At 71.6% G+C, this 24636-nt stretch carries 21 protein-coding genes and 1 tRNA gene; 10 read left to right on the top strand and 12 right to left on the bottom strand.

Features of this window, described 5'->3' with window-relative positions:
• Window position 1 precedes the first annotated feature (1 nt).
• A complete protein-coding gene (locus ACZ6ZQ_RS13680; protein ID WP_469768711.1) occupies window positions 2-1429 on the bottom strand; it encodes an NAD(P)/FAD-dependent oxidoreductase in 1428 nt (475 codons plus the stop codon).
• A gap of 463 nt (window positions 1430-1892) precedes the next feature.
• Here ACZ6ZQ_RS13680 and ACZ6ZQ_RS13675 point away from each other — a divergent pair, with 463 nt between their 5' ends.
• A complete protein-coding gene (locus tag ACZ6ZQ_RS13675) occupies window positions 1893-2672 on the top strand; it encodes a sulfite exporter TauE/SafE family protein (RefSeq protein ID WP_469768710.1) in 780 nt (259 codons plus the stop codon).
• Between the two features lie 42 nt (window positions 2673-2714).
• Here ACZ6ZQ_RS13675 and ACZ6ZQ_RS13670 read toward each other — a convergent pair whose 3' ends face one another.
• The 4 genes from ACZ6ZQ_RS13670 to soxR form a co-directional block, all read right to left on the bottom strand.
• Window positions 2715-3323: a class F sortase gene (locus ACZ6ZQ_RS13670; protein WP_469768709.1), complete on the bottom strand. Its 609-nt coding sequence runs from the start codon at window positions 3321-3323 to the stop codon at window positions 2715-2717.
• Between the two features lie 189 nt (window positions 3324-3512).
• On the bottom strand, window positions 3513-4025 hold the full coding sequence (locus tag ACZ6ZQ_RS13665) for a hypothetical protein (protein WP_469768708.1): 513 nt from the start codon (window positions 4023-4025) through the stop codon (window positions 3513-3515).
• Between the two features lie 249 nt (window positions 4026-4274).
• Window positions 4275-5075, bottom strand: coding sequence for an aminotransferase class IV (locus ACZ6ZQ_RS13660; protein ID WP_469768707.1), 801 nt, complete (start codon window positions 5073-5075; stop codon window positions 4275-4277).
• Between the two features lie 20 nt (window positions 5076-5095).
• Window positions 5096-5551 (bottom strand): redox-sensitive transcriptional activator SoxR, encoded by a 456-nt coding sequence (gene soxR / locus ACZ6ZQ_RS13655; protein WP_453660119.1) that lies wholly within the window; start codon window positions 5549-5551, stop codon window positions 5096-5098.
• A gap of 492 nt (window positions 5552-6043) precedes the next feature.
• On the opposite strand from soxR, the gene cutA reads away from it, so the two are divergent.
• Entirely contained in the window at window positions 6044-6382 is a 339-nt protein-coding gene (gene cutA / locus ACZ6ZQ_RS13650) for a divalent-cation tolerance protein CutA (RefSeq protein WP_469768706.1), read from the top strand.
• The gene (locus tag ACZ6ZQ_RS13645) at window positions 6346-6795 is read left to right on the top strand and encodes a gamma-glutamylcyclotransferase family protein (RefSeq protein WP_469768705.1); all 450 of its coding nucleotides are present in this window, start codon (window positions 6346-6348) and stop codon (window positions 6793-6795) included. The genes cutA and ACZ6ZQ_RS13645 overlap by 37 nt, the downstream gene beginning before the upstream one ends.
• A 41-nt stretch (window positions 6796-6836) precedes the next feature.
• Here the strand turns inward: ACZ6ZQ_RS13645 and ACZ6ZQ_RS13640 are convergent, their stop codons facing one another.
• Window positions 6837-8951, bottom strand: coding sequence for a molybdopterin oxidoreductase family protein (locus ACZ6ZQ_RS13640; RefSeq protein WP_469768704.1), 2115 nt, complete (start codon window positions 8949-8951; stop codon window positions 6837-6839).
• Window positions 8952-9050: 99 nt separating this feature from the next.
• Window positions 9051-9671, bottom strand: coding sequence for a SanA/YdcF family protein (locus ACZ6ZQ_RS13635; protein ID WP_469768780.1), 621 nt, complete (start codon window positions 9669-9671; stop codon window positions 9051-9053).
• 420 nt (window positions 9672-10091) lie between these two features.
• On the opposite strand from ACZ6ZQ_RS13635, the gene ACZ6ZQ_RS13630 reads away from it, so the two are divergent.
• The 6 genes from ACZ6ZQ_RS13630 (at window position 10092) to ACZ6ZQ_RS13605 (ending at window position 18331) form a co-directional block, all read left to right on the top strand.
• Window positions 10092-10808 (top strand): hypothetical protein, encoded by a 717-nt coding sequence (locus ACZ6ZQ_RS13630; protein ID WP_469768703.1) that lies wholly within the window; start codon window positions 10092-10094, stop codon window positions 10806-10808.
• A gap of 211 nt (window positions 10809-11019) precedes the next feature.
• On the top strand, window positions 11020-12057 hold the full coding sequence (locus ACZ6ZQ_RS13625; protein WP_469768702.1) for a sirohydrochlorin chelatase: 1038 nt from the start codon (window positions 11020-11022) through the stop codon (window positions 12055-12057).
• A 36-nt stretch (window positions 12058-12093) separates the two neighbouring features.
• A complete protein-coding gene (locus tag ACZ6ZQ_RS13620; protein ID WP_469768701.1) occupies window positions 12094-13401 on the top strand; it encodes a deoxyguanosinetriphosphate triphosphohydrolase in 1308 nt (435 codons plus the stop codon).
• A 159-nt stretch (window positions 13402-13560) separates the two neighbouring features.
• A complete protein-coding gene (locus ACZ6ZQ_RS13615) occupies window positions 13561-14829 on the top strand; it encodes an NAD(P)/FAD-dependent oxidoreductase (RefSeq protein WP_469768700.1) in 1269 nt (422 codons plus the stop codon).
• Window positions 14830-14879: 50 nt separating this feature from the next.
• On the top strand, window positions 14880-16778 hold the full coding sequence (dnaG, locus tag ACZ6ZQ_RS13610) for a DNA primase (protein ID WP_469768699.1): 1899 nt from the start codon (window positions 14880-14882) through the stop codon (window positions 16776-16778).
• 320 nt (window positions 16779-17098) lie between these two features.
• On the top strand, window positions 17099-18331 hold the full coding sequence (locus ACZ6ZQ_RS13605) for an RNA polymerase sigma factor (protein WP_469768698.1): 1233 nt from the start codon (window positions 17099-17101) through the stop codon (window positions 18329-18331).
• Here the strand turns inward: ACZ6ZQ_RS13605 and ACZ6ZQ_RS13600 are convergent.
• The 5 genes from ACZ6ZQ_RS13600 to ACZ6ZQ_RS13580 form a co-directional block, all read right to left on the bottom strand.
• On the bottom strand, window positions 18319-18525 hold the full coding sequence (locus ACZ6ZQ_RS13600; RefSeq protein WP_469768697.1) for a glycine zipper domain-containing protein: 207 nt from the start codon (window positions 18523-18525) through the stop codon (window positions 18319-18321). The two genes, ACZ6ZQ_RS13605 and ACZ6ZQ_RS13600, sit on opposite strands and share 13 nt — an antisense overlap.
• An 89-nt stretch (window positions 18526-18614) precedes the next feature.
• Entirely contained in the window at window positions 18615-20540 is a 1926-nt protein-coding gene (locus tag ACZ6ZQ_RS13595) for an ABC transporter ATP-binding protein (protein WP_469768696.1), read from the bottom strand.
• Complete coding sequence (locus ACZ6ZQ_RS13590) at window positions 20540-22273, bottom strand: ABC transporter ATP-binding protein (protein ID WP_469768695.1); 1734 nt, start codon at window positions 22271-22273, stop codon at window positions 20540-20542. The genes ACZ6ZQ_RS13595 and ACZ6ZQ_RS13590 overlap by 1 nt, the downstream gene beginning before the upstream one ends.
• Window positions 22274-22393: 120 nt before the next feature.
• Window positions 22394-23833 carry an FGGY family carbohydrate kinase gene (locus tag ACZ6ZQ_RS13585; RefSeq protein WP_469768694.1) on the bottom strand — a complete coding sequence of 480 codons (1440 nt, stop codon included), beginning with the start codon at window positions 23831-23833 and terminating at the stop codon, window positions 22394-22396.
• A gap of 190 nt (window positions 23834-24023) precedes the next feature.
• Entirely contained in the window at window positions 24024-24323 is a 300-nt protein-coding gene (locus ACZ6ZQ_RS13580; RefSeq protein ID WP_469768693.1) for a YtxH domain-containing protein, read from the bottom strand.
• 239 nt (window positions 24324-24562) lie between these two features.
• On the opposite strand from ACZ6ZQ_RS13580, the gene ACZ6ZQ_RS13575 reads away from it, so the two are divergent.
• Window positions 24563-24635, top strand: a tRNA-Asn gene (locus ACZ6ZQ_RS13575).
• The last annotated feature ends 1 nt before the right edge of the window (window position 24636 follow it).

Genomic DNA, 24636 nt, shown 5'->3' with positions numbered 1-24636 from the left:
CTCAGGAGCCTCCATCGTTGGTGAGCAGGTGGAGCAGTGGGGCGGGCGGCAGGGCTTCGTCGCCCTCCCAGGCCCGGGCGAGCGCGCCGACGGTGGCGAGATCCCCGAGGAGTACGCCCCCGACGAGCCGGTCACCGCGGACGACGACCTTCCGGTAGGCGCCGCGGGTGGCGTCCGCGAGCTGCACGACGTCGTCGCCGGGCTGCGGCGACGGCTCCCCGAACGCGGCGACGTCGAAGCTGCCGGCGCTGCCGAGGGTGAGCCGGGTGAGGGCGCGTGTGCCGGTGTAGCGGGGGCTCTGCGGCCCCCGGGCCGCCGGTCCGGGCTCGTCCCCGAGCCCGGGCAGCCGCTCGGGCGTGGGGGCCGTGGGGGTTTCGAAGGGGACCGGTACCGCCGGGCGGGCCGGTGTGTCCGTCGTCGAACTCCCCCCGAGCTTCGCCTGGGAGGTATCCCCAACGGGCTGCGAAGGAGCGTCGCCGGCGACGGAGGCTGTGGGGTCCGGGGCAGAGCCCGGGCCGGGCAGCAGGTCCGAGGACAGGATCGCCGCCAGGACGTCCGCCTGTTCCACGGCGGCCGTTGCCAGGCCGTAGACCGTGCCCGCGTGTTCGGCGCAGTCACCGATGGCGTGGATGTACGGGTCGGACGTACGCAGCTGGTCGTCGACCACGATTCCCTGGCGGACCTCCAGGCTCGCGTCCGCGGCGAGTCCGGTGCGCGGACGGACCCCGCACGCGAGGACCACGCACTCCGCGTCGAGGACGAACCCGTCGGCGAGTTCGACGCCGGTGACCGCCTCGTCATGGCGCAGACCCCGGGCGCGGCACTCGGTGTGGACCTCCACGCCCAGGTCCTCCAGATGGCGCCGGACCAGCGCGCCCGCCGCCGGGTCGAGGTGGCGGTCCATCAGGGAGGGCCCCTGATGGGCCAGGACCACGTCCGCGCCGCGTTCCGCCAGCGCCCGGGCCGCCGAGACGCCGAGCAGTCCGCCGCCGACGACCACGGCACGGGTGCCGGGGCGGGCCACGGCCGCGAGGGCCAGACAGTCGTCGAGGGTGCGGAAGGGGTGGACGCCGTCCGGCAGCTGCCCGCCGATGCCGCGCAGCGGCGGCAGCACCGGGTTCGATCCGGTCGCCAGCACCAGCCGGTCGTATGCCACCGCCGAACCGTCCGCGCAGTGCACCGTCCGTGCCTCGCGGTCGATCCGTACCGCCCGGACCCCGCGCCGCACCGTGTCCGCACCGTCCGGCACCGGCGGCAGGGCGATCACCTCGGGGCCGTACCGGCCGGCGAGCACCTCGGCGAGCAGCACCCTGTTGTAGGGGGCGTGCGGCTCTTCGCCGAGCAGCGTGACGTCGCACGCCGGGGCCAGCTGTCGCGCCAGCCGCGCGCCCGCCATCCCGGCGCCGATCACCACGATCCTCGAATCCATGTACGTAGCCTGCGGCGCGGGTGTTACCCGATGGCATCCCGGTTGTTTCCCGCGCGGAACACTGCCCTCAGCGCCCGGTCGGCCGGTGTGTGAGGGATGCATCGGCCGGTGTGTGTGAGGGATGCACACGTACCCGTCGCCCACCGCGTCGCCCAGCCCATGGCTCAACCCGTGGTCAGGCCTTGCTCAAGGCCGCCTCAAGGATCTCCAGTACGCCCCTGACCAGCCTCTTTCCCGATTGCGACGGCTCTAGTGCCCCTCCCGGCAAGCTTTGCCGGTCGCGGCACTAGGTCGGCGTCGTGACGATCCAGGCCACGGAACACCGCACCGACCTGCTGCCGCCGCCGCGCGTCTCGCCCCCGCCCGCCCCCGACCCGGTGCCCGTCGGCGGAACCTCAGACGTTGCTCAACTCTCCCGGGAAATGATGGACGGCACACGTATCCGCTTCCTAGGGTCGCGGTCATGCCTGACATATCGCTGACCACCCTCGTGTTCCTGTGTCTCGCCGCTGCCGCTGCCGGCTGGATCGACGCGGTGGTGGGCGGCGGCGGGCTGCTGCTCCTGCCCGCGCTGCTGCTCGGGATGCCGCAGGTCCCGGCCGCCCACATCCTGGGCACCAACAAGGCGGTGGCCATCGTCGGCACCTCGGGCGCGGCGGTGACCTACGTCCGCAAGGCCCCGGTCCAGGTGAGGACGGCGGTACGGATCGGGCTCGCTGCCCTCGCCGGGTCCATGGGCGGGGCGTTCTTCGCGGCGGGCATCAGCAGCGATGTGCTCCGTCCGGTGATCATGGTGGTGCTGCTGGGCGTCGCGGCGTTCGTGATGCTGCGCCCGTCCTTCGGTACCGACCTGGACCGGGGCCCGGCCACCCGTGCCCGGGTCGTCACCGCGATCGTCCTCGTCGGCGGCGGGATCGGCTTCTACGACGGGCTGTTCGGACCCGGCACCGGCACCTTCCTGGTGCTCGCGCTGACCGCGGTGCTCCATCTGGACCTGGTGACCGCCTCCGCCACCGCCAAGATCGTCAACGTATGCACCAACGCCGGGGCGCTCGCGATGTTCGCCTACCAGGGCACCGTGCTGTGGCACCTGGCCGCGCTGATGGCGGTGTTCAATCTGGCAGGTGGCATGTTCGGGGCGCGGATGGCGCTGAAGAAGGGGGCGGAGTTCGTCCGAGGCGTGCTGCTCGTGGTCGTCTTCTCGCTGGTCGCGAAGCTCGCTTTCGACCAGTGGTCCGCCTAGGTCCTGTCCCGCCCCTGCACCTGACACCCCTCGGAGCGGCGCCTACTCGAGTACGCCGATGAGATGCGCGTACGTCACCACATTGCCCTGGTAGCCGGTCCTGTTGTCGAAGCTGCCGCCGCAGGTGATCACGCGCAGCTCGGCCCGGTCCGTGGCCCCGTAGACCTTGCGGTCCGGGAAGTCCTCGTTCTCGTACACCTCGACGGCGTCGACCGTGAACACAGCCGTGCGGCCGTCCTCGCGGAGGACCTCGATGCGGTGGCCCTTCTTCAGCGTGCCCAGGCTGTAGAAGACGGCGGGGCCCCGCGCGTTGTCGACATGGCCGACGACGATGGAGGTGCCTCTGCCGCCCGGGGGCGTGCCGTTCGCGTACCAGCCCGTCAGGTTGCTGTTCCCCGCGGGCGGGGCGTTGAGGCTGTTGTCCCGGGAGAGCCCGAGCCGCATCACCGGGGCGTCCACGCCGATCCTCGGGATACGGAACCGGACCGGTTCGGAGGGCGGCAGCGGATCGGCGGCGGCGTCCGTGTGCTGTCCGGCCGCGAATGCCTCGGCGACGGAGGGGACGGGCGGGGTGATGCGTTTCGAGCCGTTCTGGACCAGCCATACGCCGACGCAGACGGCGATGACTATCAGCCAGCCCTTGGTCTTCATGAACTCCTCCGGGAGTGCTCCGGTGCTCCGGGTTCCGGGTCCGGGTTCCGGGTCCGTTCCGGGAGATGGCCCGGGTTCCGGGAGTTGGTCCGGGATATGGCTCTCCGCCCCCGTCAGCCGGACGAAGCATGACGGGGGCGGAGACGGCGGTACGAGCGACGGTGGAGGCTGAGCGAATGCCGCTCCCCGTCAGCTGCCCTGCGCGCCGCTCGCCCGGCGACGCAGGAGCCAGGTCCCGCCGACGGCGGCTGCGGCCAGGACGGCCGCTCCCGCCGCGATCTGGGTGGTGTCGGGGCCGACGCTGCCGCCGACGCCCGTCTTCACATGGCCGCGCGGTTGCTGCCCCTGGGACTGCACCACGAGATCCCCGGTGGCCTCCTTGCCGTCGTCGCACAGCACGGCGATGCCGTAGTTCCCCGGCTTGGCGTTCTTCGGCACGGTGAACTTTCCGGCCACGGCCTCCTTCCGTGCGGAGGGCGACAGCTTGAAGTCACCCGCGCCGAGCGACTGGGCGTCACCCGTGCCGTGGCCGCCCTTGCCGCAGCCGGTGGCCCTCACCGTGACGCTCGCCCCGGGGGACACGACCGAGGGCGTGATCTCCAGCGGTTCGAAGTCTTCGGCGTACGAGGTCGGTGCGGCGAGCACGCCGAGGCAGACGGCCGCGAGAACGTGGCCGGTCAGCAGGCGGGCGGTGGTGCGCATGTCGTCCTCCGGAGCGATGGACCGCCAGGGGCCGCGCCGAAGGCGTGACCGCGGTTCGTTTCACTTCAGAGGTAAGAGGCAGTCGGCCGCCCACGCCTGCTGATGGGCGATCAGATTCGCTCGAACCACACGGTGTGTCGCCTTGCTCGTGGTGCGTCACCGCAGGTCACGCGGGGTGTGCTCCGCCATTGGCCGCATAGCTTCGGCCGCCACGCCGAAAGGGTGAGGGATTCCTCCCCGGTCAGGGCGTCAGATCTCGGCCCAGGGGACGCCCTCGTACGCCTCCCGCACCCGCTTCATCAGGCCCTCGTCCACCGCGAACTCCGTGGAGTCGATCCTGCGAACGGGCGCGAGGCCCTGTGAGTTCATGAGGAACGCCGCCGAGTAGGAGGCGAGATCCGCCAGCGTCACCTCGCGCCGCACCGACGGCAGCAGCGGCTCCAGCAGCGCCATCGTGACGCCGCGCAGCGCGGGCGCGTCCGGCCAGACGACCGATGTCCCGTCCCAGAAGGCGACATTGGTGATGTGGCCCTCCGAGATCACCCCGCCGGGCCCGGTCAGCAGCGCGGCGTCGAAGCCGGCGCGGACCGCGGCCATGCCGTAGTAGGTCTGGCCGACACCGCCCGCGTGCTTGATGTGGGCGAGCGGCCGCTGGTACGGCACCGACATCAGGCTCCGCGGCGCCTCGCCCATCTCCTGCGGCCCCCGTACGGTCACCACCAGGATCGGCTCGGCGTCCCCGCCCGCCCCGCCCGCCCCGTACGTCGCGTACACGTGGACCCGCACGGAGGCGTCCCGCCTGCCGGTCGCGGTGAGGGCCTGCCGAATGCGCGCACGCACCCGCTCCCCGTCCAGCGCCGTGCCGAACAGCTCGCGCGTCGAGCCGTCCAGCCGCTCCAGGTGCAGCGCGAGACCGCGTACCCGGCCGCCGCGTACCTGCATCGCCGTGAAGTGGCCGTAGCCACCCTGCAGTACGGGGAGCAGATCCGGATCCGCCTCGGCCACCGGTCTGCCGTCGATCTCGATGTACACCGCGGGAGCAGTCGTCATGGGCATACCGTATGCCGGGGTCAGTCCTCGATCAGACGCCGTGGCCCGGGCCCGTGCGACGCCAGCTCGTCGCACGGGTTGGACAGCACGCACCGGTCCAGTGAGAGACAGCCACAGCCGATGCAGTCCGAGAGATTGTCGCGCAGCCGCTGGAGCGTACGGATCCGCTTGTCCAGGTCGTCGCGCCAGCACTCCGAGATCCGTGCCCAGTCCTCCCTGGTCGGCGTGCGGTCCTCCGGCAGCAGGCCGAGCACCTCGCGGATCGTGGCGAGCGGGATGCCGAGCCGCTGGGAGGTGCGGATGAAGGCGACGCGCCGCAGCGTGTCCCGGCTGTAGCGCCGCTGATTGCCGGACGTACGGCGGCTCTTGATCAGCCCCTCGCGTTCGTAGAACCGCAGTGCGGACGGGGCGACACCGCTGCGTTCTGCCAGCTCACCGACGGTGGCTTCCTTGGCGTCCCAGGCGAGATGGGTCATGTGCCCAGAGTACCCGCTTGACCTCAACCATGGTTTAAGTAACAGGCTCGGAGGCATGGACCTCACCACCTCTGTGCAGACCACCGACTCCCGGACCCCCGCCGACCCCACGACCCCCGCCGACCCCACGGGCCCCGCCGACCCCACGCCGCTCACTGACCCTGCTGAAGCCCCTCGGACTCTTCGCACCCGTCTCCTTCCACAACGCCGGCACCCACTTCGACGCCGACGGACAGCACAAGGCCCCGGCCGCGCCCGTCGGCGCCGTCAAGACGATGCTCGACCAGATCGCCTGGTGGGCCATCGCACTGCGGGACGCCAGGAGCCGGCGCCCCTACACGGGCTGACGCCGTTGTAAAACAGTCGTGCGGTGCCCGGGGGAGACCGGCGGGCAGCCGACTTCGGTCCTGTCCTTGGTCCTGTCCTTGGTTCCGGCCCTGGTTCCGGCCCTGGTTCGGGCCCTTGTTTCCGCACGACTCGAGAGGAGTGTCCGTGACCGTCGCCCTGACCGTCCTGACTGTCCTGACGACCACCGACAGCGCCGAGAAGGCCGAGGAGCTGGCGCGCGGCGCGGTGGAGGCGCGACTGGCCGCGTGCGCGCAGATCTCCGCGCCCGTCACTTCCGTCTACCGCTGGCAGAACGCCATCGAGACCAGCGAGGAGTGGCAGATCCTCTTCAAGACCACGGCGGCCCGCTACGAAGCGCTGGAGGCGCATGTGCGGGCCCACCACGACTACGACACCCCGGAGATCATCGCGACGCCGGTGGTGCGGGGCAGTGCCGCGTATCTGGAGTGGGTCGCGGCGGAGACGACGGCGACGGCGCCGTGACGGGCGGGCCACTGCCGTTCTTCGTCTACGGCACGCTCCGCGCGGGCGAACACAACCACGACCGCTTCCTGCGCGGCCGCACCGCCACCGAGGAGCCCGCGCGGCTGAGCGGCGCGGTGCTGTACGAGGGGCCGGGCTATCCGTACGCCGTCGAGGGCGACGGCACCGTCACCGGCGAACTCGTCACGGCGGCGCCGGGGCACTACGGCGAGCTGATAGCGGTACTCGACCATCTGGAGGAGTACTTCGGCCCCGGCGACCCCCGCAACCTGTACGTACGGGTCGCCCGGGACGTCCACACGGCCGCGGGCGCCGTCCCGGCGTGGGTGTACGTGGCGGCGGAGGGGGTGGCGGGCGAGCTGCGGGCACACGGGACGGTGATCCCCGGGGGCGACTGGTCGGCGGTGGGCTGAGGTCTCCCCTCCCCGCCCCCGCCGCACAGGAGTCTGGGAACTCAGCCCCCAGCTCGTTCCAGCCGCACCGCGCACACCTTGAACTCCGGCATGCGCGACGTCGGGTCCAGCGCCGGATTCGTCAGCGTGTTGGCGCGGCCCTCGCCCGGCCAGTGGAACGGCATGAAGACCGTGTCCGGCCGGATCGCGTCGGTGACCCGGGCCGGTGCGACCGCCCGCCCCCGGCGGGACACGACGGCCACCGGCTCCCCGTCGGCCACCCCCACACGCGCGGCCAGATGCGGGTGCAGCTCGACGAACGGCCTCGGCGCCGCGGCGTTCAGCTCGGCGACCCGCCGGGTCTGCGCCCCGGACTGGTACTGCGCGACGACCCGTCCGGTCGTCAGTACGACGGGATACTCGGCGTCGGTCTCCTCCCCGGCCGCCCGGTGCACCACGGGCACGAACCGCGCCCGGCCGTCCGGCGTCGCGAACCGGTCCAGGAACAGCCGCGGGGTCCCGGGGTGGGTGTCCCGGACGGGGGCCGCCGCCTCCGGGCACGGCCAGAAGACGCCGTTCTCCTCCTCCAGCCGCCGGTAGCTGATGCCCGAATAGTCGGCAGGCCCACCCGCCGACGCCCGGCGCAGTTCCGCGAAAACCTCCTCCGCGTCCGTCGGGAAGCCCTTCTCATGGCCCAGCAGCCCGGCCAGTCCGTGCAGCAGTTCCAGGTCGCTCCGTACCCCCACCGGAGGTGTGATCGCCCGGCGCCGCAGCAGCACCCGCCCCTCCAGGTTCGTCGTCGTCCCCGTCTCCTCCGCCCACTGGGTCACCGGGAACACGACGTCCGCCAGCTCCGCCGTCTCCGACAGCACCACGTCCGCGACGGCGAGGAAGTCGAGCCCCCGCATCCGTTCCTCGACGTGCGCGGCGCGCGGCGCCGAGACCACCGGGTTGGAACCCATCAGCAGCAGCGCCTTCACGTCCTGGCCCAGCGCGTCGAGCAGTTCGTACGCACTGCGCCCCGGGCCGGGCAGCGAGTCGGGGTCGACACCCCACACCCGCCCCACATGCGCCCGCGCCGCCGGGTCGTCGAGTTTGCGGTACCCGGGCAACTGGTCGGCCTTCTGGCCGTGCTCGCGGCCGCCCTGCCCGTTGCCCTGCCCGGTCAGGCAGCCGTAGCCGGAGAGCGGCCGGCCCGCCTTCCCGGTCGCGAGGGCGAGATTGATCCATGCGCCGACCGTGTCCGTGCCCTTCGACTGCTGCTCGGGGCCGCGCGCCGTGAGCACCATCGCGGTGGGCGCGTCACAGAACATCCGTACCGCCTCGCGCAACTGCGGCACGCCGACCCCGGTGAGCCGCTCGACCAGCTCGGGCCAGTGCGCCATCGCGGCCGCCCTGGCCTCCTCCCACCCGGTCGTACGCTCCCGGATGAACTCCTCGTCCGTACGGCCCTGCGCCACCACCAGGTGCAGCAGCCCGAGCGCGAGCGCCAGATCGGTCCCGGGCCGCGGCGCGAGATGCAGATCGGCCTGCTCGGCCGTCCTCGTACGGCGCGGATCGACGACGATCAGCGTGCCGCCGTTCTCCTTCAGCTCCGTCAGATAGCGCAGCGCGGGCGGCATCGTCTCGGCGAGGTTCGAGCCGACGAGGACGACGCACCCGGTGCGCGGAATGTCCTCCAGCGGGAACGGCAGCCCCCGGTCGAGACCGAACGCCCGCTGGTGCGCGGCCGCCGCGGACGACATGCAGAAGCGGCCGTTGTAGTCGATTTGCGAGGTGCCGAGCACGACGCGGGCGAACTTTCCGAGCGCGTAGGCCTTCTCGTTCGTCAGGCCCCCGCCGCCGAACACCCCTACGGCGTCCGCGCCGTGCACCGCGCGGGTCCGCCGCAGTCCGTCGGCCGTGGCCCGCAGAGCCTCCTCCCAGGTGGCCGGTTCGAGCCTGCCTGTGGCGGGGCGTCGGACCAGGGGCCCGGTCAGCCGCACCTGGGAGGAGAGCACCGCGGGTGCGGTACGTCCCTTGCCGCACAGGGCGCCCCGGTTCACGGGGAAGTCCGTGCGTTCCACGACCTCGACCGTCCCCGTCTCCTCGGCGCGCAGGTTCATGCCGCACTGCAGAGAGCAGTAGGGGCAGTGGGTGGGAACGAGCGCGGAGGCGGGGGCCGGTGCAGGGGACATGGCACTCAGCGTGCGTCGTCCGTGTTACGGCGGCGGGCTCGGCGCATTACGGCTTCGGTACGCACACCTCCGCCCGCGTCGCCCGGCACGGTGAGCAGCTCAGGGCGCGGCGGTGGCCGAGGCCAGGGCCTCCGTGACGCCCGGCTCCTGCGGGCCGAGGAACCGCGGGTCCGGTTCGAACGCGACGTCCAGCGCCGCCTTGCCCGCCGCGAACAGTTCCCGCGCCCCGCCGTAGTACCAGACCGAGTCATGCGGCTCGGCGACCCCGACGCCGTACGACTCGATCCCTGCCGCATCGCACAGCGCGATCGCCCGCTTGATGTGGAAGCCCTGCGTCACCAGCACCGCCCGGTCGACCCCGAAGATCTTCTTGGCGCGTACGCACGAGTCCCAGGTGTCGAAGCCCGCATAGTCGCTGACGATCCGCCCGTCCGGCACACCACGTGCGGTGAGATACGTGCGCATCGCGTCCGGCTCGTCGTACTCGACCCGGCTGTTGTCCCCGGTCACGAGCACGACCTTGACCTTCCCGGTGCGGTACAGCTCGGCGGCCGCGTCGAGCCGGTGCGCGAGATACGGGGTCGGCCGGCCCTTCCACAGACCCGCCCCGAAGACGACGGCGACATCGCGCGCGGGCACATCGGCGGTGGTACGGATACGGCTGTCGGCGACCGCGTGCATCCAGGTCGCGGGTGCCAGCGCGAACACGCACCCGAGCATCACCGCCTGCACGGCACGCCGCTGCCCGCGCCTGCTCCTCGGCAGGAGCGCGAGCGTACGCCGCGCGAGCGTGCGCGGGGAGAGCGTGCGCGGCGTGAGCCCGCCGAATGAGAGCGTGCGCAGTGAGCGCTTGCGCATGGATGACCCCCTGGTCCCTCGGTTCACCTCGTCCGACGCCGTCGGAGGCGCATCGGTTCACCGCACCACGTCGATGTGATCGGCGAAACTCGTGCGTACCCCGTCACGGCGTACGCACCGGGCCCCCGCCCGCGGATCCGGCCCGATCCGGAGGAGGGCCCTGGCCACGTCACCTCTTCGGGGGCACGTCCGCACCACGGACCCCGGAATCGGCCGTGCCCGGCTGCCCCGGGGTGCCGGTGTGGTCCGAACCCGGCCGGCGGGTCCGGCATGATGTGGTTCATGACCACTGTGTGGCACGATGCGCACGCCGCCCGTAACAACGCCCAGTGGTGCGACACCATGTGCCGCGCGCACGGGGTCTCAGGGGTCTTCGGCGAACGGGCCTGGACCAGCGAGCACCGCACCCCGCCGCTGTACCCGGACGCCGTGACCCTCACGCCGGACGCCACGGGGCGCGAGGTGCTGGAGCAGGTCGACCGCGAGGCACCGGGCTGTTCGGTCAAGGACAGCTTCGGGCGGCTCGATCTGTCGGCGGACGGATTCGACGTGCTCTTCGAGGCACGGTGGATCCACCGCCCGGCCGTCCTCGCCGCCCCCGTCGCGCCGGACGACGTCACCTGGCGGCCGGTCAGGACGGTGCGGAACCTGGTCGAGTGGGATTCGGCATGGGCACAGGGCGACCAGGACCTGGCCGGACTCTTCCGTGCCGAACTCCTCGCCGACCGCTCCACGACGCTGCTCGCGGGGACCACGGACCGCGGCACCCGCACGGTTGCCGGAGCGGTCGTGAGCCGCAGCGAATCCGTCGTGGGAGTCTCCAACCTCTTCGGCACGGACGGAGACCTCGATCGCGCCTGGGCGGGCTGCCTCGCCGCCGTCGCCCGCCTCTGGCCCGGCATGCCCGTCGTCGGCTACGAACACGGCGACTCCCTGACCGCGGCCGTCCAGCAGGGCTTCGTCCCGGGCACGACGCTGCGGGTCTGGCTCGCCAGCTGAGGAGCCGCCCGAACCGGCCCGAAGCGGTGCCCGGCCCTGCGCCCGAAGTGGTGCCCTGCCCTGCGCGCGGCCCGGCCCCGGGCACGGTCGAATGTCCGCGGCCCGGCGGCCGACAGGGCTGACAACGCCGCCCTCGAGCCGGTGAGGGCGTGGAAAACACCCGTCACTCCGGCGCAACGAGGCCGCAACCTGCGCCCGCCAGGATCGGTTCATGACGGAGTCGGCACACCCTCGCGAGTCCCTGGCCCCGAACACGCCGCCCCTCGACACCACCGCGCAACTGCTCACCCGCATCACCGCGCAGCTCGGGGCACAGCTCAGTCATGTCCAGCTCAACGGAGTGCGCAGACCTATGACTTCTTCCCGTGAGAGCACCGCAGACCTGTTCATAGCCGGCTCCGGACAGACCCCGAGTCCCCCGCCGCCCGCCACCCACCGGCCCCCGGCCGCGAAGCTCGCCCCGGACCTCGCCGCGGATTCTGCCGCAGGCCCTGCCCCCGCGCTCGCCGCCCCCACCCTCGTCGCCGTCGCCCACGGCAGCCGGGACCCGCGCGCCCTGCACACCGTCAGCAGGCTGCTCGACCGGGTCCGGGAGCTGCGCCCCGGTCTCGACGTACGGCTCGGGCACATCGAGCTCGACGAACCGCTGCTGCCCGACACCCTCGCCGCCCTCGGCGACCGCGAGGCCGTACTCGTACCACTGCTGCTGGGCCGCGGCTACCACGTGAAGCAGGACATTCCCGCCGCCGTCGCCGGCGCGCCGGGACTGCGTGCCCGGATCGCCCCGCCGCTCGGCCCGCATCCGCTGCTCGTCGAGGCGCTGTACGCCCGCCTCGTCGAGGCGGGGTGGCGCACCGCGGACGGCACCAGCCGCAGCGCCGGCGTGGTGCTCGCCGCCGCCGGTTCGCGCGACCCCGAGTCGGCCGCGGACGCCCGCCTCACCGCCGCGATGCTGGGCGAGCGCCTCGGCGGGGTGCCCGTCGTCCCGGCCTACGCCTCCTCCGCCGTCTTGCCCAGCGTTCCCGAGGCACTGCGCGCGCTGGCCGCACGTGGCCGGCACCGGACGGCGGTCGCCTCCTACTTCACCGCCCCCGGGCGGTTCGCCACGGCCGCCGCGGCCGCCGCCCCCTGGACCGCCGCCGCGCCCATCGGGGCCCACCCCGCGCTCGCGCGGCTCGTCCTGCATCGCTACGACGAGGCGCAGGCCGCGCCGTCCGTGGGCGGCCAGCGCCAACTGGTCACCGCCTGAGCCACGCTGTCGGCGACTGCGGTTACCGTCAGGAGCATGGAAGGCACCACGGGCACCACCACCGACCCCTGCGACTACGACGACGCCGCCACCGCGCGCTGGGCCGCCGAGCCGGACAAGCGCCCCGGCCGCACGGCCTTCCAGCGCGACCGCGCGCGCGTGCTGCACTCCGCGGCACTGCGCCGGCTCGCCGGCAAGACCCAGGTGGTGACGCCCGGCTCGCGCAGCGCGGCCTGGGACCCCAGTCCGCGTACGCGGCTGACGCACTCCCTGGAATGCGCCCAGGTCGGCCGGGAACTGGGAGCGGCGCTCGGCTGCGACCCCGATCTGGTCGAGACCGCCTGCCTCGCCCACGACATGGGCCACCCGCCGTTCGGGCACAACGGCGAGCAGGCCCTCAACGACGTCGCCAAGGACTGCGGCGGCTTCGAGGGCAACGCCCAGTCGCTCCGGCTGCTCACCCGCATCGAGCCCAAGCGCTTCGTCCACTCCGAGGCGTCCGGCGAGCTGATCAGCGTCGGCCTCAACCTCACCCGCGCGGCCCTCGACGCCGCGACCAAGTACCCCTGGGCGCGCGGCGGACATCCCACCGACCCCGGTTCGCCGAAATTCGGGGTGTACGAGGACGACCTGCCGGTCTTCGAATGGGTCAGGGAAGGCGCCCCGGCCCACCGCAAGTGCTTCGAGGCGCAGGTCATGGACTGGTCCGACGACGTGGCCTACTCGGTCCATGACTTCGAGGACGGCCTGCACGCCGGCCACATCGATCCGAACATGCTCTTCTCCGAGGCCGAGCGGAGCGAGATCTGGACGGTGGCCATCGGACGCTACGTCGCCGAGGACACGGATCCGCAGGAGCTGGCCGACGCCCTGGACCGCCTCGTCGACCAGGAGTGGTGGCCGCACGGCTACGACGGCTCCGCCGTCGCCCAGGCCCGTCTCAAGGATGCGACCAGTCAGCTGATCGGCCGGTTCTGCCTGGCCGCCGAGGGCGCCACCCGGCAGGCGTACGGCACCGGCCGGCTCACCCGGTACGCCGCCGAGCTGGTCGTCCCGCACGAGGCCCATCTGGAGTGCGCCGTCCTCAAGGCGGTCGCGGACCGCTATGTGATGCAACGCGCCGAGCAGGAGGCGCTCCGCGCGGACCAGCGCATCGTCGTCGCCGAGCTCGCCGACGCGCTCGTCGCCCGCGCCCCGGAGGGCCTGGACCCGCAGTTCCGCGCCATGTTCGAGGCCGCGGCCGACGACCGCGCCCGTAAGCGGGTCATCGTCGACCAGATCGCGTCCCTCACGGACGACTCGGCCCGCACCCTGCACGCCCGGCCGGCACTGCGCCGGCCGTGATCCCCTCTCGGCGGAACGGCCGGAACCGACACGCCCACCAAGGTCCCCCTCTTCCCCCATCACGCTCCGTGCGGGACGCTCGCAGCCAGTCGGCGTAGCGTGCTGTGTTATCCGGGGTGACAGCCCTTGGACCCCCGGCAGTAAACAAGGAGGCATCAAGTGGTCGACGCGCATCGGACTTTCGTCATCGTGGGCGGGGGACTCGCCGGGGCCAAGGCGGCGGAGACCCTCCGCGCCGAGGGGTTCACCGGCCGGGTGATCCTGATCGGTGACGAACGCGACCACCCTTACGAACGCCCGCCCCTCTCCAAGGGCTATCTGACCGGCAAGGAGGAGCGCGACAGCGTCTTCGTCCACGAGCCGGCCTGGTACGCCCAGAACGACGTCGAGCTGCACCTCGGCCAGCCCGTCACCGCCATCGACCGCGACGGCCGGTCCGTACGCCTCGGCGACGGCACCACGGTCAACTACGACAAGCTGCTGCTCGCCACCGGCGCCGAGCCGCGCCGCCTCGACATCCCCGGTACGGGCCTGGCGGGCGTCCACCATCTGCGCCGCCTCGCCCACGCGGACCGGCTACGGCAAGTTCTCACCACACTCGGCCGTGACAACGGCCATCTGCTGATCGCCGGAGCCGGCTGGATCGGCCTGGAGGTCGCGGCCGCCGCCCGTGGCTACGGCGCCGAGGTCACGATCGTCGAGCCGGAGCCCACCCCGCTGCACCGGGTCATCGGCCCCGAGCTGGGCCAGATCTTCGCCGACCTGCACCGCGAGCACGGCGTCCGCTTCCGCTTCGGCGTCCGCCTCACCGAGATCACCGGCCAGGACGGAATGGTCCTCGCCGCCCGCACGGACGACGGTGACGAGCACCCCGCCCACAGCGTCCTCGCCGCGATCGGCGCGGCGCCGCGCACCGGACTCGCCGAATCCGCGGGGCTCGCCCTCGTCGACCGCGCCCACGGGGGCGGCGTCGCCGTCGACGCGTCGCTGCGCACCTCCGACCCCGACATCTACGCGGCGGGCGACGTCGCCGCCGCCCACCACCCGCTCCTCGGCATCCGCCTCCGCGTCGAACACTGGGCCAACGCGCTGAACGGCGGCCCGGCCGCCGCCCGCGCCATGCTCGGCAAGCAGGTCTCCTACGACCGGATCCCGTACTTCTTCTCCGACCAGTACGACCTCGGCATGGAGTACTCGGGCTGGGCGCCGCCCGGCTCGTACGACCAGGTCGTGCTCCGCGGCGATGTGGGCAAGCGCGAGTTCATCGCCTTCTGGCTGAAGGACCGCAAGGTACTGGCCGGGATGAATGTGAACGTGTGGGATGTGACGGAGGACATCCAGGGCCTGATCCGCTCCGGCGCGCCCGTGGACACCGACGCCCTGGCGAACCCGGCCACTCCACTGAGTGCTGTCGCACCGGCCCCGTAGCGCATCTCCCGGGGGCCACCCCCGGACCCCCGGCCCCGTAGAATCCTCGCGTGGCAGGCAGGATCAACGATGACGACGTGAAGGCGGTACGGGACGCGGTCCCGATCGACTCCGTCGTGTCCGAATACCTCCAGCTGCGCAACGCGGGCGGCGGCAACCTCAAGGGGCTGTGCCCCTTCCACGACGAGAAGTCCCCCTCCTTCCAGGTCAGTCCGAGCAAGGGCCTCTTCCACTGCTTCGGCTGCCAGGAGGGCGGGGACACCCTCACCTTCGTGATGAAGGTCGACCACCTGTCGTTCTCCGAGGCCGTCGAGCGGCTCGCCGCCAAGGCCGGGATCACGCTGCGGTACGAGGAGGGCGGGTACAACCCGAGCCACCAGCGCGGCGAGCGCATCCGCCTCGTCGAGGCCCACCAGGTCGCGGCCCAGTTCTATGTGGAGCAGCTCGACAGCGCGGAGGCCGAGATCGGCCGGAAGTTCCTCGCCGAGCGCGGCTTCGACCAGGCCGCGGCCCAGCACTTCGGCGTGGGATACAGCCCGGCCGGCTGGGACCACCTGACCCGCTTTCTCCGCGGGAAGGGCTTCTCCGACAAGGAGCTCGTCCTCTCGGGGCTGTCCCAGGAGGGCCGCCGCGGCCCCATCGACCGCTTCCGCGGCCGGCTGATGTGGCCGATCCGCGATATCTCGGGCGATGTCGTCGGCTTCGGCGCGCGCAAGCTCCGGGACGACGACAACGGCCCGAAGTACCTGAACACCCCGGACACGGCGATCTACAAGAAGTCCCAGGTGCTGTACGGCATCGACCTGGCGAAGAGGGAGATCGCCAAGTCCAGTCGCGCCGTCGTCGTCGAGGGATACACGGACGTGATGGCCTGCCATCTCGCCGGCGTGACGACCGCGATCGCGACCTGTGGCACCGCCTTCGGCGGCGACCACATCAAGATCCTCCGCCGGCTGCTGATGGACAACGGCAGCGCAAAGGTGATCTTCACCTTCGACGGTGACGCGGCCGGACAGAAGGCCGCGCTCAGGGCCTTCGAGGACGATCAGAAGTTCGCCGCCGAGACGTTCATCGCGGTTGCACCGGACGGCATGGACCCGTGCGAGCTGCGCCTCGCCAAGGGCGACGAGGCCGTACGTGAGCTGGCGGAGCCACGCAACCAGCTCTTCGAGTTCGCGATCCGCCAGATCGTGAAGAACTACGACCTGGAGACCCCGGTCGGCCGGGCCGCAGCGCTCGACGAGGCCGCGCCGATCGTCGCCCGGATCAAGAACAGCGCGTCGCAGCACGAGGTCGCCGTCCAGCTCGCCGGGCTCCTCGGCATCCTCGACACCCAGTTCGTGGTCAAGCGCGTCGCCCAGCTCGCGCGGTGGGCGCGGGATCGCGGCGGCCAGGGCCCGGCGCCCGCGCGCCAGGCACCTTCGTACGACACCGGGCGCCCCGCCGCGCATCCCAGCGGCCCCGCGCTCAACCTCCGCAGCCCTGCCCACCGCACCGAGCGCGAGCTGCTGAAGCTCGCCCTCCAGCACCCCGAGCTGGTCTCGCCGGCGTTCGACGCGTACGGGGCGGACGAGTTCACCGCCCCGCCTTACGCCGCCGTACGCCAGGCCATCGCCGAAGCGGGCGGCGCCGAGCAGGGCGTCCCCGACGCACCCGGCTATCTGGCCAGGGTCCGAGACGCCGCGCCCAACGACACCGTACGCGCGATGATCACCGAGCTCGCCGTGGAGGCGGTGCACTCGCGCACCGTCGACGAGACCTACGCGGGCTTCCAGCTCGTACAGGTCCGCCTCCGCGCGGTCGACCGCCGCATCCGCGATGTCCAGGGCACCCTGGCGCGGCTCGGCGCGCATGCCGACCCGGAGCACCTCGCAGCCGTCCAGAACGAGCTATGGGTGCTCCAGCAGTACGGCCAGTCGCTCCGGAACCGGGGCGCGGAGGCGCTCTGAGCACCGGGGCCCGGCCCGCGGACCCCCGGCCTCGCAGTGGCCTCCGCCCCCGCACGCCGGGGCCTGGAAGCGTGCCGGTTCCCGTCGGCGCAGCCGGGGTGCCCGTCCTCGAACTCCCCCTACGCCCTGCGGCGTGGGGGGACCCCCAGACGGGCTGAAAAATCGGCCCCGTCGGCGTTTGAGACGCGTCCCGGGGGGCGACCCCCGGACCCCCGGCCTCGTGGGCCCCGGCCCCGTAACCACCCGGTCACGGACCGGACTCAAAAAGTCACCGCACGCCCCTCGTGGCAGTGATGTGTCGTACCCCACACTGGGGTGCGGTGCCTGAGTCCTCGGAGCGCGGCCGGCCCACGAGAGGTGGGCCACTCACCCCCGCGGATCCGCTCATCGTGTACGGGACGGACAGCGGCCCGGCCGCCGTCCCCGTCCCGCTGCCGCCTGCCCCCGAACCGGCAGCGCCCAACGTGGAGGTCGCCCCCGTGCAGACCCAGACCCTGACAGAAGCCGATCCGGTCGCGGCCGTTCCGCCGCAGAGCCGGGCAGCGCACCATCCCGAGGCCGGCGAGCCGCCGGTCCCCGAAGCAGAGGTTCCGGACATCCCCGAGCCACCCGAGCCGGTGGCCCGGGTCGAGCAGGGCTCCAGCCCCTCCTCCGACCTCTTCCGTCAGTACCTCAGGGAGATCGGCCGGATCCCCCTCCTCACCGCCGTCGAGGAAGTGGATCTCGCCCGACGCGTCGAAGCGGGCCTGTTCGCCGAGGCGAAGCTGAGCAACGCCCCGGATCTGGACTCCCAGCTAGCCCTCGACCTCGACAAGCTCGTCGTCATGGGCCGGATGGCAAAGCGCCGCCTCATCGAGGCCAACCTCCGCCTCGTCGTCTCCGTCGCCAAGCGGTACGTCGGCCGCGGGCTGACCATGCTCGACCTCGTCCAGGAGGGCAACCTCGGCCTGATACGCGCGGTCGAGAAGTTCGACTACGCGCGCGGCTACAAGTTCTCGACGTACGCGACCTGGTGGATCCGCCAGGCCATGTCCCGGGCCCTCGCCGACCAGGCCCGGACCATCCGTGTCCCCGTCCATGTCGTCGAACTCATCAACCGCGTCGTACGGGTCCAGCGCCGCATGCTCCAGGAGCGCGGCTACGAACCGAGCGCCGAAGAGGTCGCCGCCCAGCTCGACCTGGCGCCCGAGCGGGTCGGCGAAGTGCTGCGCCTCGCCCAGGAACCGGTGTCCCTGCACGCGCCGGTCGGTGAGGAGGACGATGTCGCACTCGGCGACCTCATCGAGGACGGCGACGCCGCGTCCCCCGTCGAATCGGCGGCGTTCCTCCTGCTGCGCGAGCACCTGGAGGCGGTGCTCTCCACCCTCGGCGAGCGCGAACGCAAGGTCGTCCAGCTCCGGTACGGACTGGCCGACGGCCGGCCCCGCACCCTGGAGGAGATCGGACGGATCTTCGGCGTGACGCGCGAACGCATCCGCCAGATCGAGTCGAAGACCCTCAACAAGTTGCGGGACCACGCCTTCGCGGACCAGCTGCGCGGCTACCTGGACTGAGCGTCGCCGTCACCGTCGGACGGCTGTGCGTTGCGCTTGTTCCGCGCTTCGTAGCTCGCTCCGAAAGCGACGCCCAGGCACATGCCCATCCCGATGCCCAGTGCCAGGTTGTCGAAAGCGAACCCGATCGGGACCCCGAAGGCCATGCCCAGCGAGATCCCGAGCGCCACCCCCGTGCCTGCCTTCTTCTCCATCCGGTCTCCCCGTTTCTCCGTCGTTCCCCGGCGTTCCCCGGCGTTCCCCGTCGTTCCCCGGCGTCCCCCGGGGGGTTGGTCGTCGTGCGTCAGTCGACCTCGGCCACGGCCTGGGCGAACTGCGCGGAGTACAGGCGCGCGTACGCACCCTCCGCCAGCAACAGCTCGTCATGCGTGCCCTGTTCGATGATGGAGCCATTCTCCATCACCAAGATCACGTCCGCGTCCCGGATCGTGGAGAGCCGGTGCGCGATCACGAACGACGTACGACCATGGGCGAGCCGCGCCATCGCCTTCTGGATCAGCACCTCGGTACGGGTGTCGACCGAGCTCGTCGCCTCGTCGAGCACCAGGATCACCGGGTCGGACAGGAACGCCCGCGCGATGGTGATCAGCTGCTTCTCGCCCGCGCTGACGCCCGCGCCCTCGTCGTCGATGACGGTGTCGTACCCGTCCGGAAGGGTCCGGACGAAGCGGTCGGCGTGGGCCGCCCGCGCCGCCTCCTCGATCTCCTCGCGCGTGACCACACGCGAGGTCCCGTACGCGATGTTCTCGGCGATCGTCCCGCCGAACAGCCACGTGTCCTGCAGCACCATCCCGATCCCGGACCGCAGTTCGTCCCGCGACATCGTCGCGACATCGACGCCGTCGAGGGTGATCCGGCCGCCCGTGACCTCGTAGAACCGCATCAGCAGATTCACGAGTGTGGTCTTGCCCGCGCCCGTCGGGCCGACGATCGCGACCGTCTGCCCCGGCTCGACCTTCAGCGACAGATCCTTGATGAGGGGCTTCTCCGGGTCGTAGCGGAACGACACCTTCTCCAGCGCGACCGCTCCGCTCAGCTCCCCGGGACGGGCTCCGACCACGGGGTCGGGCGCCTGCTCGTCAGCGTCGAGCAGCTCGAAGATGCGCTCGGCGGAGGCGACGCCGGACTGCACCAGGTTCGCCATCGACGCGACCTGTGTCAGCGGCATCGAGAACTGCCGCGAGTACTGGATGAAGGCCTGGACATCGCCGATGGACAGGGTGCCGGACGCGACCCGCAGTCCGCCGACCACGGCCACCAGGACGTAGTTCAGGTTCGATATGAAGAACATCAGCGGCTGCATGACCCCGCTGTTGAACTGCGCCCGGAAACCGGCCTCGTACAGCGCCTCGTTCTGCTCGGCGAACTCCTTCGCGGACTCGTCCTGCCGCCCGAAGACCTTCACCAGCGCATGGCCGGTGTACATCTCCTCGACATGGGCGTTGAGCCGGCCCGTGGACTTCCACTGCTGGACGAACTGCGGTTGCGAGCGCTTGCCGACCTTCGTCGCCACGACGACCGACAGCGGCACGGTCACGAGCGCGACCAGCGCCAGCAGCGGCGAGATCCAGAACATCATCGCCAGCACACCGACGATCGTCAGAGCCGAGTTGATCAGCTGACCCATCGACTGCTGCAAGGTCTGCGAGATGTTGTCGATGTCGTTCGTCGCGCGGCTCAGCACCTCGCCGCGCTTGGCCTTGTCGAAGTACGACAGCGGCAGCCGCGACAGCTTCGCCTGTACGTCCTCACGCATCCGGAACATGGTGCTGTTGATCACCCGGATCGACATGCGTGTCGACACCAGCATCAGCAGCCCGGCCGCCACGTACACGGCGAGCGCCACCAGCAGCACGTTCCCGACCGCGGTGAAGTCGATGCCGTGCCCGGGGGTGAAGTCCACCCCGGAGAGCATGTCGGCGAGTCCCCCGTCGCCCTGCTTCCGCAGGCCCTCGATGGCCTGCTCCTTCGTCGTGCCGTCCGGTATCTCGCGGCCGACGACCCCGGCGAAGACCAGGTCGGTCGCCTTCCCCAGGATCCAGGGCCCGACCACCGACAGCGCCACGCTCAGCACACCGGCCGCGAGCATCACCCACAGCGTCACCCGCTCCGGGGCGAGCTGCCGCAGCAGTCGTTTACCCGAGCCCTTGAAGTCCATGGACCGCTCACCGGACTGGCCCATCATCATGCGTCCGCCAGGACCGGCCATCAGGCAGCCTCCGCCTCGGTCAGCTGGGAGAGCACGATCTCCCGGTATGTCTCATTGCCCGCCATCAGCTCGTGATGACGGCCGGTTCCCACCACACGCCCCTCGTCGAGGACCACGATCCGGTCGGCATCCCGGATCGTCGACACGCGCTGGGCGACGATCACGACGGTCGATTCGGCCGTCTCCAGCGACAGCGCCCCGCGCAACGCGGCGTCCGTCGCGTAGTCCAGCGCCGAGAACGAGTCGTCGAAGAGATAGATCTCCGGCCGCTGCACCAGCGTCCGCGCGATCGCGAGCCGCTGCCGCTGTCCGCCGGACACATTGCTGCCGCCCTGCGCGACGGGCGCGTTCAGCCCGCCTTCCAGCTCGCGTACGAAGTCGGCGGCCTGCGCCACTTCCAGCGCGTGCCACAGCTCCTCGTCGGTCGCGTCGGGATTCCCGTACCGCAGATTCGTCGCGACCGTCCCGGAGAAGAGGTACGGCTTCTGCGGGACGAGCCCGACGGTCCGCGCCATCAGAGCCGGCTCCAGCTCCCGTACGTCCACGCCGTCGACGAGAACCTCGCCTCCGGTGACGTCGAACAGTCGCGGGACGAGTCCGAGCAGGGTCGACTTGCCGCTGCCCGTCGACCCGATGATCGCGGTCGTCTCGCCGGGCATGGCGACCAGGTCCACGTCGCGGAGTACGGACTCCTCGGCGCCGGGGTAGCGGAAGTCCGCACCCCGCACCTCGAGATGCCCGCGGCGGGCGAGTTCGCGTACGGGGGAGACCGGCGGCACGACGCTGGACTCCGTCGCCAGGACCTCCTCGATGCGCTCGGCGCAGACCTCGGCGCGCGGCACCATCATGAACATGAAGGTGGCCATCATGACCGCCATGACGATCTGCATCAGATAGGCGAGGAACGCGGTGAGCGCGCCGATCTGCATGCCGCCGCTGTCGATGCGGTGGGCGCCGAACCAGACGACCGCGATGCTCGACACGTTCACGACCGTCATGACGACCGGGAACATCAGCGCCATCAGTCGGCCGGTCGACAGGCCCACGTCCGTCAGCTCGGTGTTCGCGCCACGGAACCGGTCCTGCTCGTATGTGTCCTTCACGAAGGCCCTGATCACCCGGTTGCCGGTGATCTGCTCACGCAGCACGCGGTTCACGGTGTCGAGCCGCTCCTGCATGGTCCGGAACAGCGGCCGCATCTTCTTCACGATCAGCGACACGGCGATGCCCAGCACCGGTACGACCGCGAGCAGTACCGCGGACAGCGGCACATCGAGGCTGAGCGCCATGGCGATGCCGCCCACGCACATGATCGGCGCGGAGACCATCAAGGTGAACGCCATCAGCACCAGCATCTGGACCTGCTGGACGTCGTTGGTGGTCCTGGTGATGAGGGACGGCGCACCGAAATGTCCGACCTCGCGGGCCGAGAACGACTGCACCCGCTCGAAGACGGCGGCCCGTACGTCCCGGCCGAGCGCGGCGGCGGTGCGGGCGCCGTAGTACACGGCCCCGATGTTGCACAGGACCTGGACCACGCTGACGCCGATCATGAGAGCGCCGAATGTCAGGATGTAGCCGGTATCTCCATCTACGACACCGTTGTCAATGATGTCGGCGTTCAGCGTGGGCAGATAGAGGGTGGCGCCGGTCTGCAGCAGTTGCAACGCCACCAGCAGGGCGATCGGTTGTCGGTACGGATGGAGGAACGTCCGGAGGAGTCGTATGAGCACGCGCGGCTGTCTCTCGGGTCGGCGTCGAGTCGTGGGGTCGGCCCCATACTCCGACACTCGACCACCCTCTGCCCAAGGGATTTCGCCAAGGCCCGGTCAAGAACGCGCGTGCGACGGCGGTCAGACGTTGAACGCCCCCGGGTGGAGCTGCTCACGCGTCGCGGTGTACTGCTGCCGCACCGCCTGCCCCACCGCCAGCTCCTCACCCGGCTCGAACACCTGCGCAGCCGCGCCCCGCCAGGCCGGCGGGCTGTGCGGGGCGAGCGTGCCCTGCGCCACACCGAGTGCCCAGGCGGCCTGCCGGGCCGCTCCGAGCGCCGCGTAGTCGGCGGGCTGCGGTACGACGACCTGCGCGCCGAAGATCGCGGGCGCCGCGGCCTGCGCGGCGGGGAGTTCGGCGGCCTGCCCCAGCAGGAACACCCGCCGTACGTCCACGCCCCGCCCGCGCAGCACGTCCAGCGCGTCGGCGAGCGAGCACAGCATGCCCTCGAACGCCGCCCGCGCGAGATGCTCGGGCTTCATCGACTCGCGCCGCAGCCCGCTGAGGGTGCCCGCGGTGTGCGGTAGATGCGGGGTGCGCTCGCCCTCCAGATAGGGGAGCAGCACCAGACCGGAGGCGCCGGGGGTGGACTTCAGGGCCAGCGCGGACAGTTCGGTCAGGTCCTCGGTGCCGAGCATCTCGGCGGTGCCGCGCAGGACCCGTACGGCATTGAGTGTGTGCACGACCGGCAGATGCATGCCGGTCGCGTCGGCGAAGGACGTGATCATCCCCGACGGATCGGCCAGCGCCTCGTGGTGCACGGCCATCACGGACCCGGAAGCCCCCAGCGACACCACCGCGTCCCCGGTCCCGAGACCGAGGCCGAACGCGGCGGCCATCGTCTCGCCGGTTCCCGCGGAGATCAGCAGTCCCTCCGGCGTCGTCCCGGCCGCATCGGAAGGCCCCAGCACCTCGGGCAGCGCGGCCTGGTGACCGAGCGCCAGCTCGACCAGATCCGGCCGGTACGAGCCCGTGCGCGCCGACCAGTACCCGGTCGCGGACGCCGCACCCCGGTCCGTCGTCCTGCGTGCGGGCCTGCCCAGCAGCTGCCACACCAGCCAGTCGTGGGGCTGCATCACCAGCGCGGTGCGCCTGGCCGCCTCCGGCTCGGTACGCGCCAGCCAGCGCAGCTTCGCCACGGGCAGTCCGGACTGCGGTACGCAGCCGACGGCCTCGGCCCATGCCTGCCGCCCGCCGAACGCCTCGATCAGATCCGCCGCCGCGACCTGCGCCCGCTTGTCGTTCCCGACCAGCGCGGTACGCACCGGCGCGCCCGCCGCGTCCAGCGGCACCAGCCCGTGCTGCTGCGCGGACACACCGATGGCCTGAACGCCTTCCAGCAGCCCCCCGGCGGCCGCCTCACCCAGCGACAGCAGCCACGCCTGCGGATCGACGTCGGTGGCTTTCGCCTCGACGGGATGCGGTGCGTATCCCTGGCGCAGCACGGCGCCCGTGTCCGTGTCGCAGACGACGATGCGAGTGAATGCGGACGAACTGTCCAGCCCGGCGACTATCCCCATGTCATCAGATTCTGCCGCACGCGGGACCGAAGTCACGCCCTGACCGGCTCACGCATCGGCGTGGGCGGCGGGCCTGGGGCCCACGACCGACCGGGCCGGGGGCAGTGGAGCCGGGTCCGGGGCCGGCTCATGCGTCCTGTCCGGCCGGAAAGGACGCAAGAACCACCGGCAGGACGCAAGAACCAGGGCACTAGGTGTTGCTCGTGCCCCAGTCGTCCTCGGCGCCCTGGCTCCGCTCGCGCAGCGACCGCACCCGCTCGGCCACCGAGTCGGGCATCCGGTCCCCGACCTTGTCGCTCACGACGTGGTACGCCTTCCCGGCCACGTCGCGACTCGTCTGCGCGGCGGACTCGGCCGCATTGCGCACGGCCGGATTCTGGGTGAACTCCCGTGCGGACTTCTTCAGCTGCTCGTAACGCTCGCGCCCGGCGCGGGTGCCGAGCACGTAGCCCAGGGCAAGTCCGGCGATGAACGTAAGCCGGTAGCGCATGGCTGCCACCCTTCGCCGGCGTCGTCACGGACGCCGGTGTCGATACGGACCATGAGGCTGTGCTGCCCGCCTACCCGCAGGACCCCCTGATCACCCGAAGGGTCATCCGGAGCTCACCGCGAGGTCACCGGGGGAACCGATTGGCGGAGCACCCCCCTGCTTGCGCTAATGTATGTGTCGCAGCGAGCGAGCGCCGCCCGGGACGCCCGGGGTAGGTACGTTCGGTGCACACGCAGCAATCCCCTGTAGCTCAATTGGCAGAGCAGCCGGCTGTTAACCGGCAGGTTACTGGTTCGAGTCCAGTCGGGGGAGC

Source organism: Streptomyces sp. NPDC053673, assembly GCF_055585225.1.
Note: the sequence above shows the minus strand (reverse complement) of the source record. Positions and strands in the feature narration are given on the sequence as shown.

What these genes read in the sequence shown, in the direction of transcription:
- ACZ6ZQ_RS13640 (WP_469768704.1), bottom strand. Translation starts at nt 8,951, where the DNA reads ATGTCCCCTGCACCGGCCCCCGCCTCCGCGCTCGTTCCCACCCACTGC.
- ACZ6ZQ_RS13660 (WP_469768707.1), bottom strand. Translation starts at nt 5,075, where the DNA reads ATGACGACTGCTCCCGCGGTGTACATCGAGATCGACGGCAGACCGGTG.
- ACZ6ZQ_RS13680 (WP_469768711.1), bottom strand. Translation starts at nt 1,429, where the DNA reads ATGGATTCGAGGATCGTGGTGATCGGCGCCGGGATGGCGGGCGCGCGG.
- ACZ6ZQ_RS13620 (WP_469768701.1), top strand. Translation starts at nt 12,094, where the DNA reads ATGGAAGGCACCACGGGCACCACCACCGACCCCTGCGACTACGACGAC.
- ACZ6ZQ_RS13675 (WP_469768710.1), top strand. Translation starts at nt 1,893, where the DNA reads ATGCCTGACATATCGCTGACCACCCTCGTGTTCCTGTGTCTCGCCGCT.
- ACZ6ZQ_RS13595 (WP_469768696.1), bottom strand. Translation starts at nt 20,540, where the DNA reads ATGGCCGGTCCTGGCGGACGCATGATGATGGGCCAGTCCGGTGAGCGG.
- ACZ6ZQ_RS13585 (WP_469768694.1), bottom strand. Translation starts at nt 23,833, where the DNA reads ATGGGGATAGTCGCCGGGCTGGACAGTTCGTCCGCATTCACTCGCATC.
- ACZ6ZQ_RS13665 (WP_469768708.1), bottom strand. Translation starts at nt 4,025, where the DNA reads ATGCGCACCACCGCCCGCCTGCTGACCGGCCACGTTCTCGCGGCCGTC.
- ACZ6ZQ_RS13600 (WP_469768697.1), bottom strand. Translation starts at nt 18,525, where the DNA reads ATGGAGAAGAAGGCAGGCACGGGGGTGGCGCTCGGGATCTCGCTGGGC.
- soxR (WP_453660119.1), bottom strand. Translation starts at nt 5,551, where the DNA reads ATGACCCATCTCGCCTGGGACGCCAAGGAAGCCACCGTCGGTGAGCTG.
- ACZ6ZQ_RS13670 (WP_469768709.1), bottom strand. Translation starts at nt 3,323, where the DNA reads ATGAAGACCAAGGGCTGGCTGATAGTCATCGCCGTCTGCGTCGGCGTA.
- ACZ6ZQ_RS13580 (WP_469768693.1), bottom strand. Translation starts at nt 24,323, where the DNA reads ATGCGCTACCGGCTTACGTTCATCGCCGGACTTGCCCTGGGCTACGTG.
- ACZ6ZQ_RS13635 (WP_469768780.1), bottom strand. Translation starts at nt 9,671, where the DNA reads ATGCTCGGGTGCGTGTTCGCGCTGGCACCCGCGACCTGGATGCACGCG.
- ACZ6ZQ_RS13630 (WP_469768703.1), top strand. Translation starts at nt 10,092, where the DNA reads ATGACCACTGTGTGGCACGATGCGCACGCCGCCCGTAACAACGCCCAG.
- ACZ6ZQ_RS13625 (WP_469768702.1), top strand. Translation starts at nt 11,020, where the DNA reads ATGACGGAGTCGGCACACCCTCGCGAGTCCCTGGCCCCGAACACGCCG.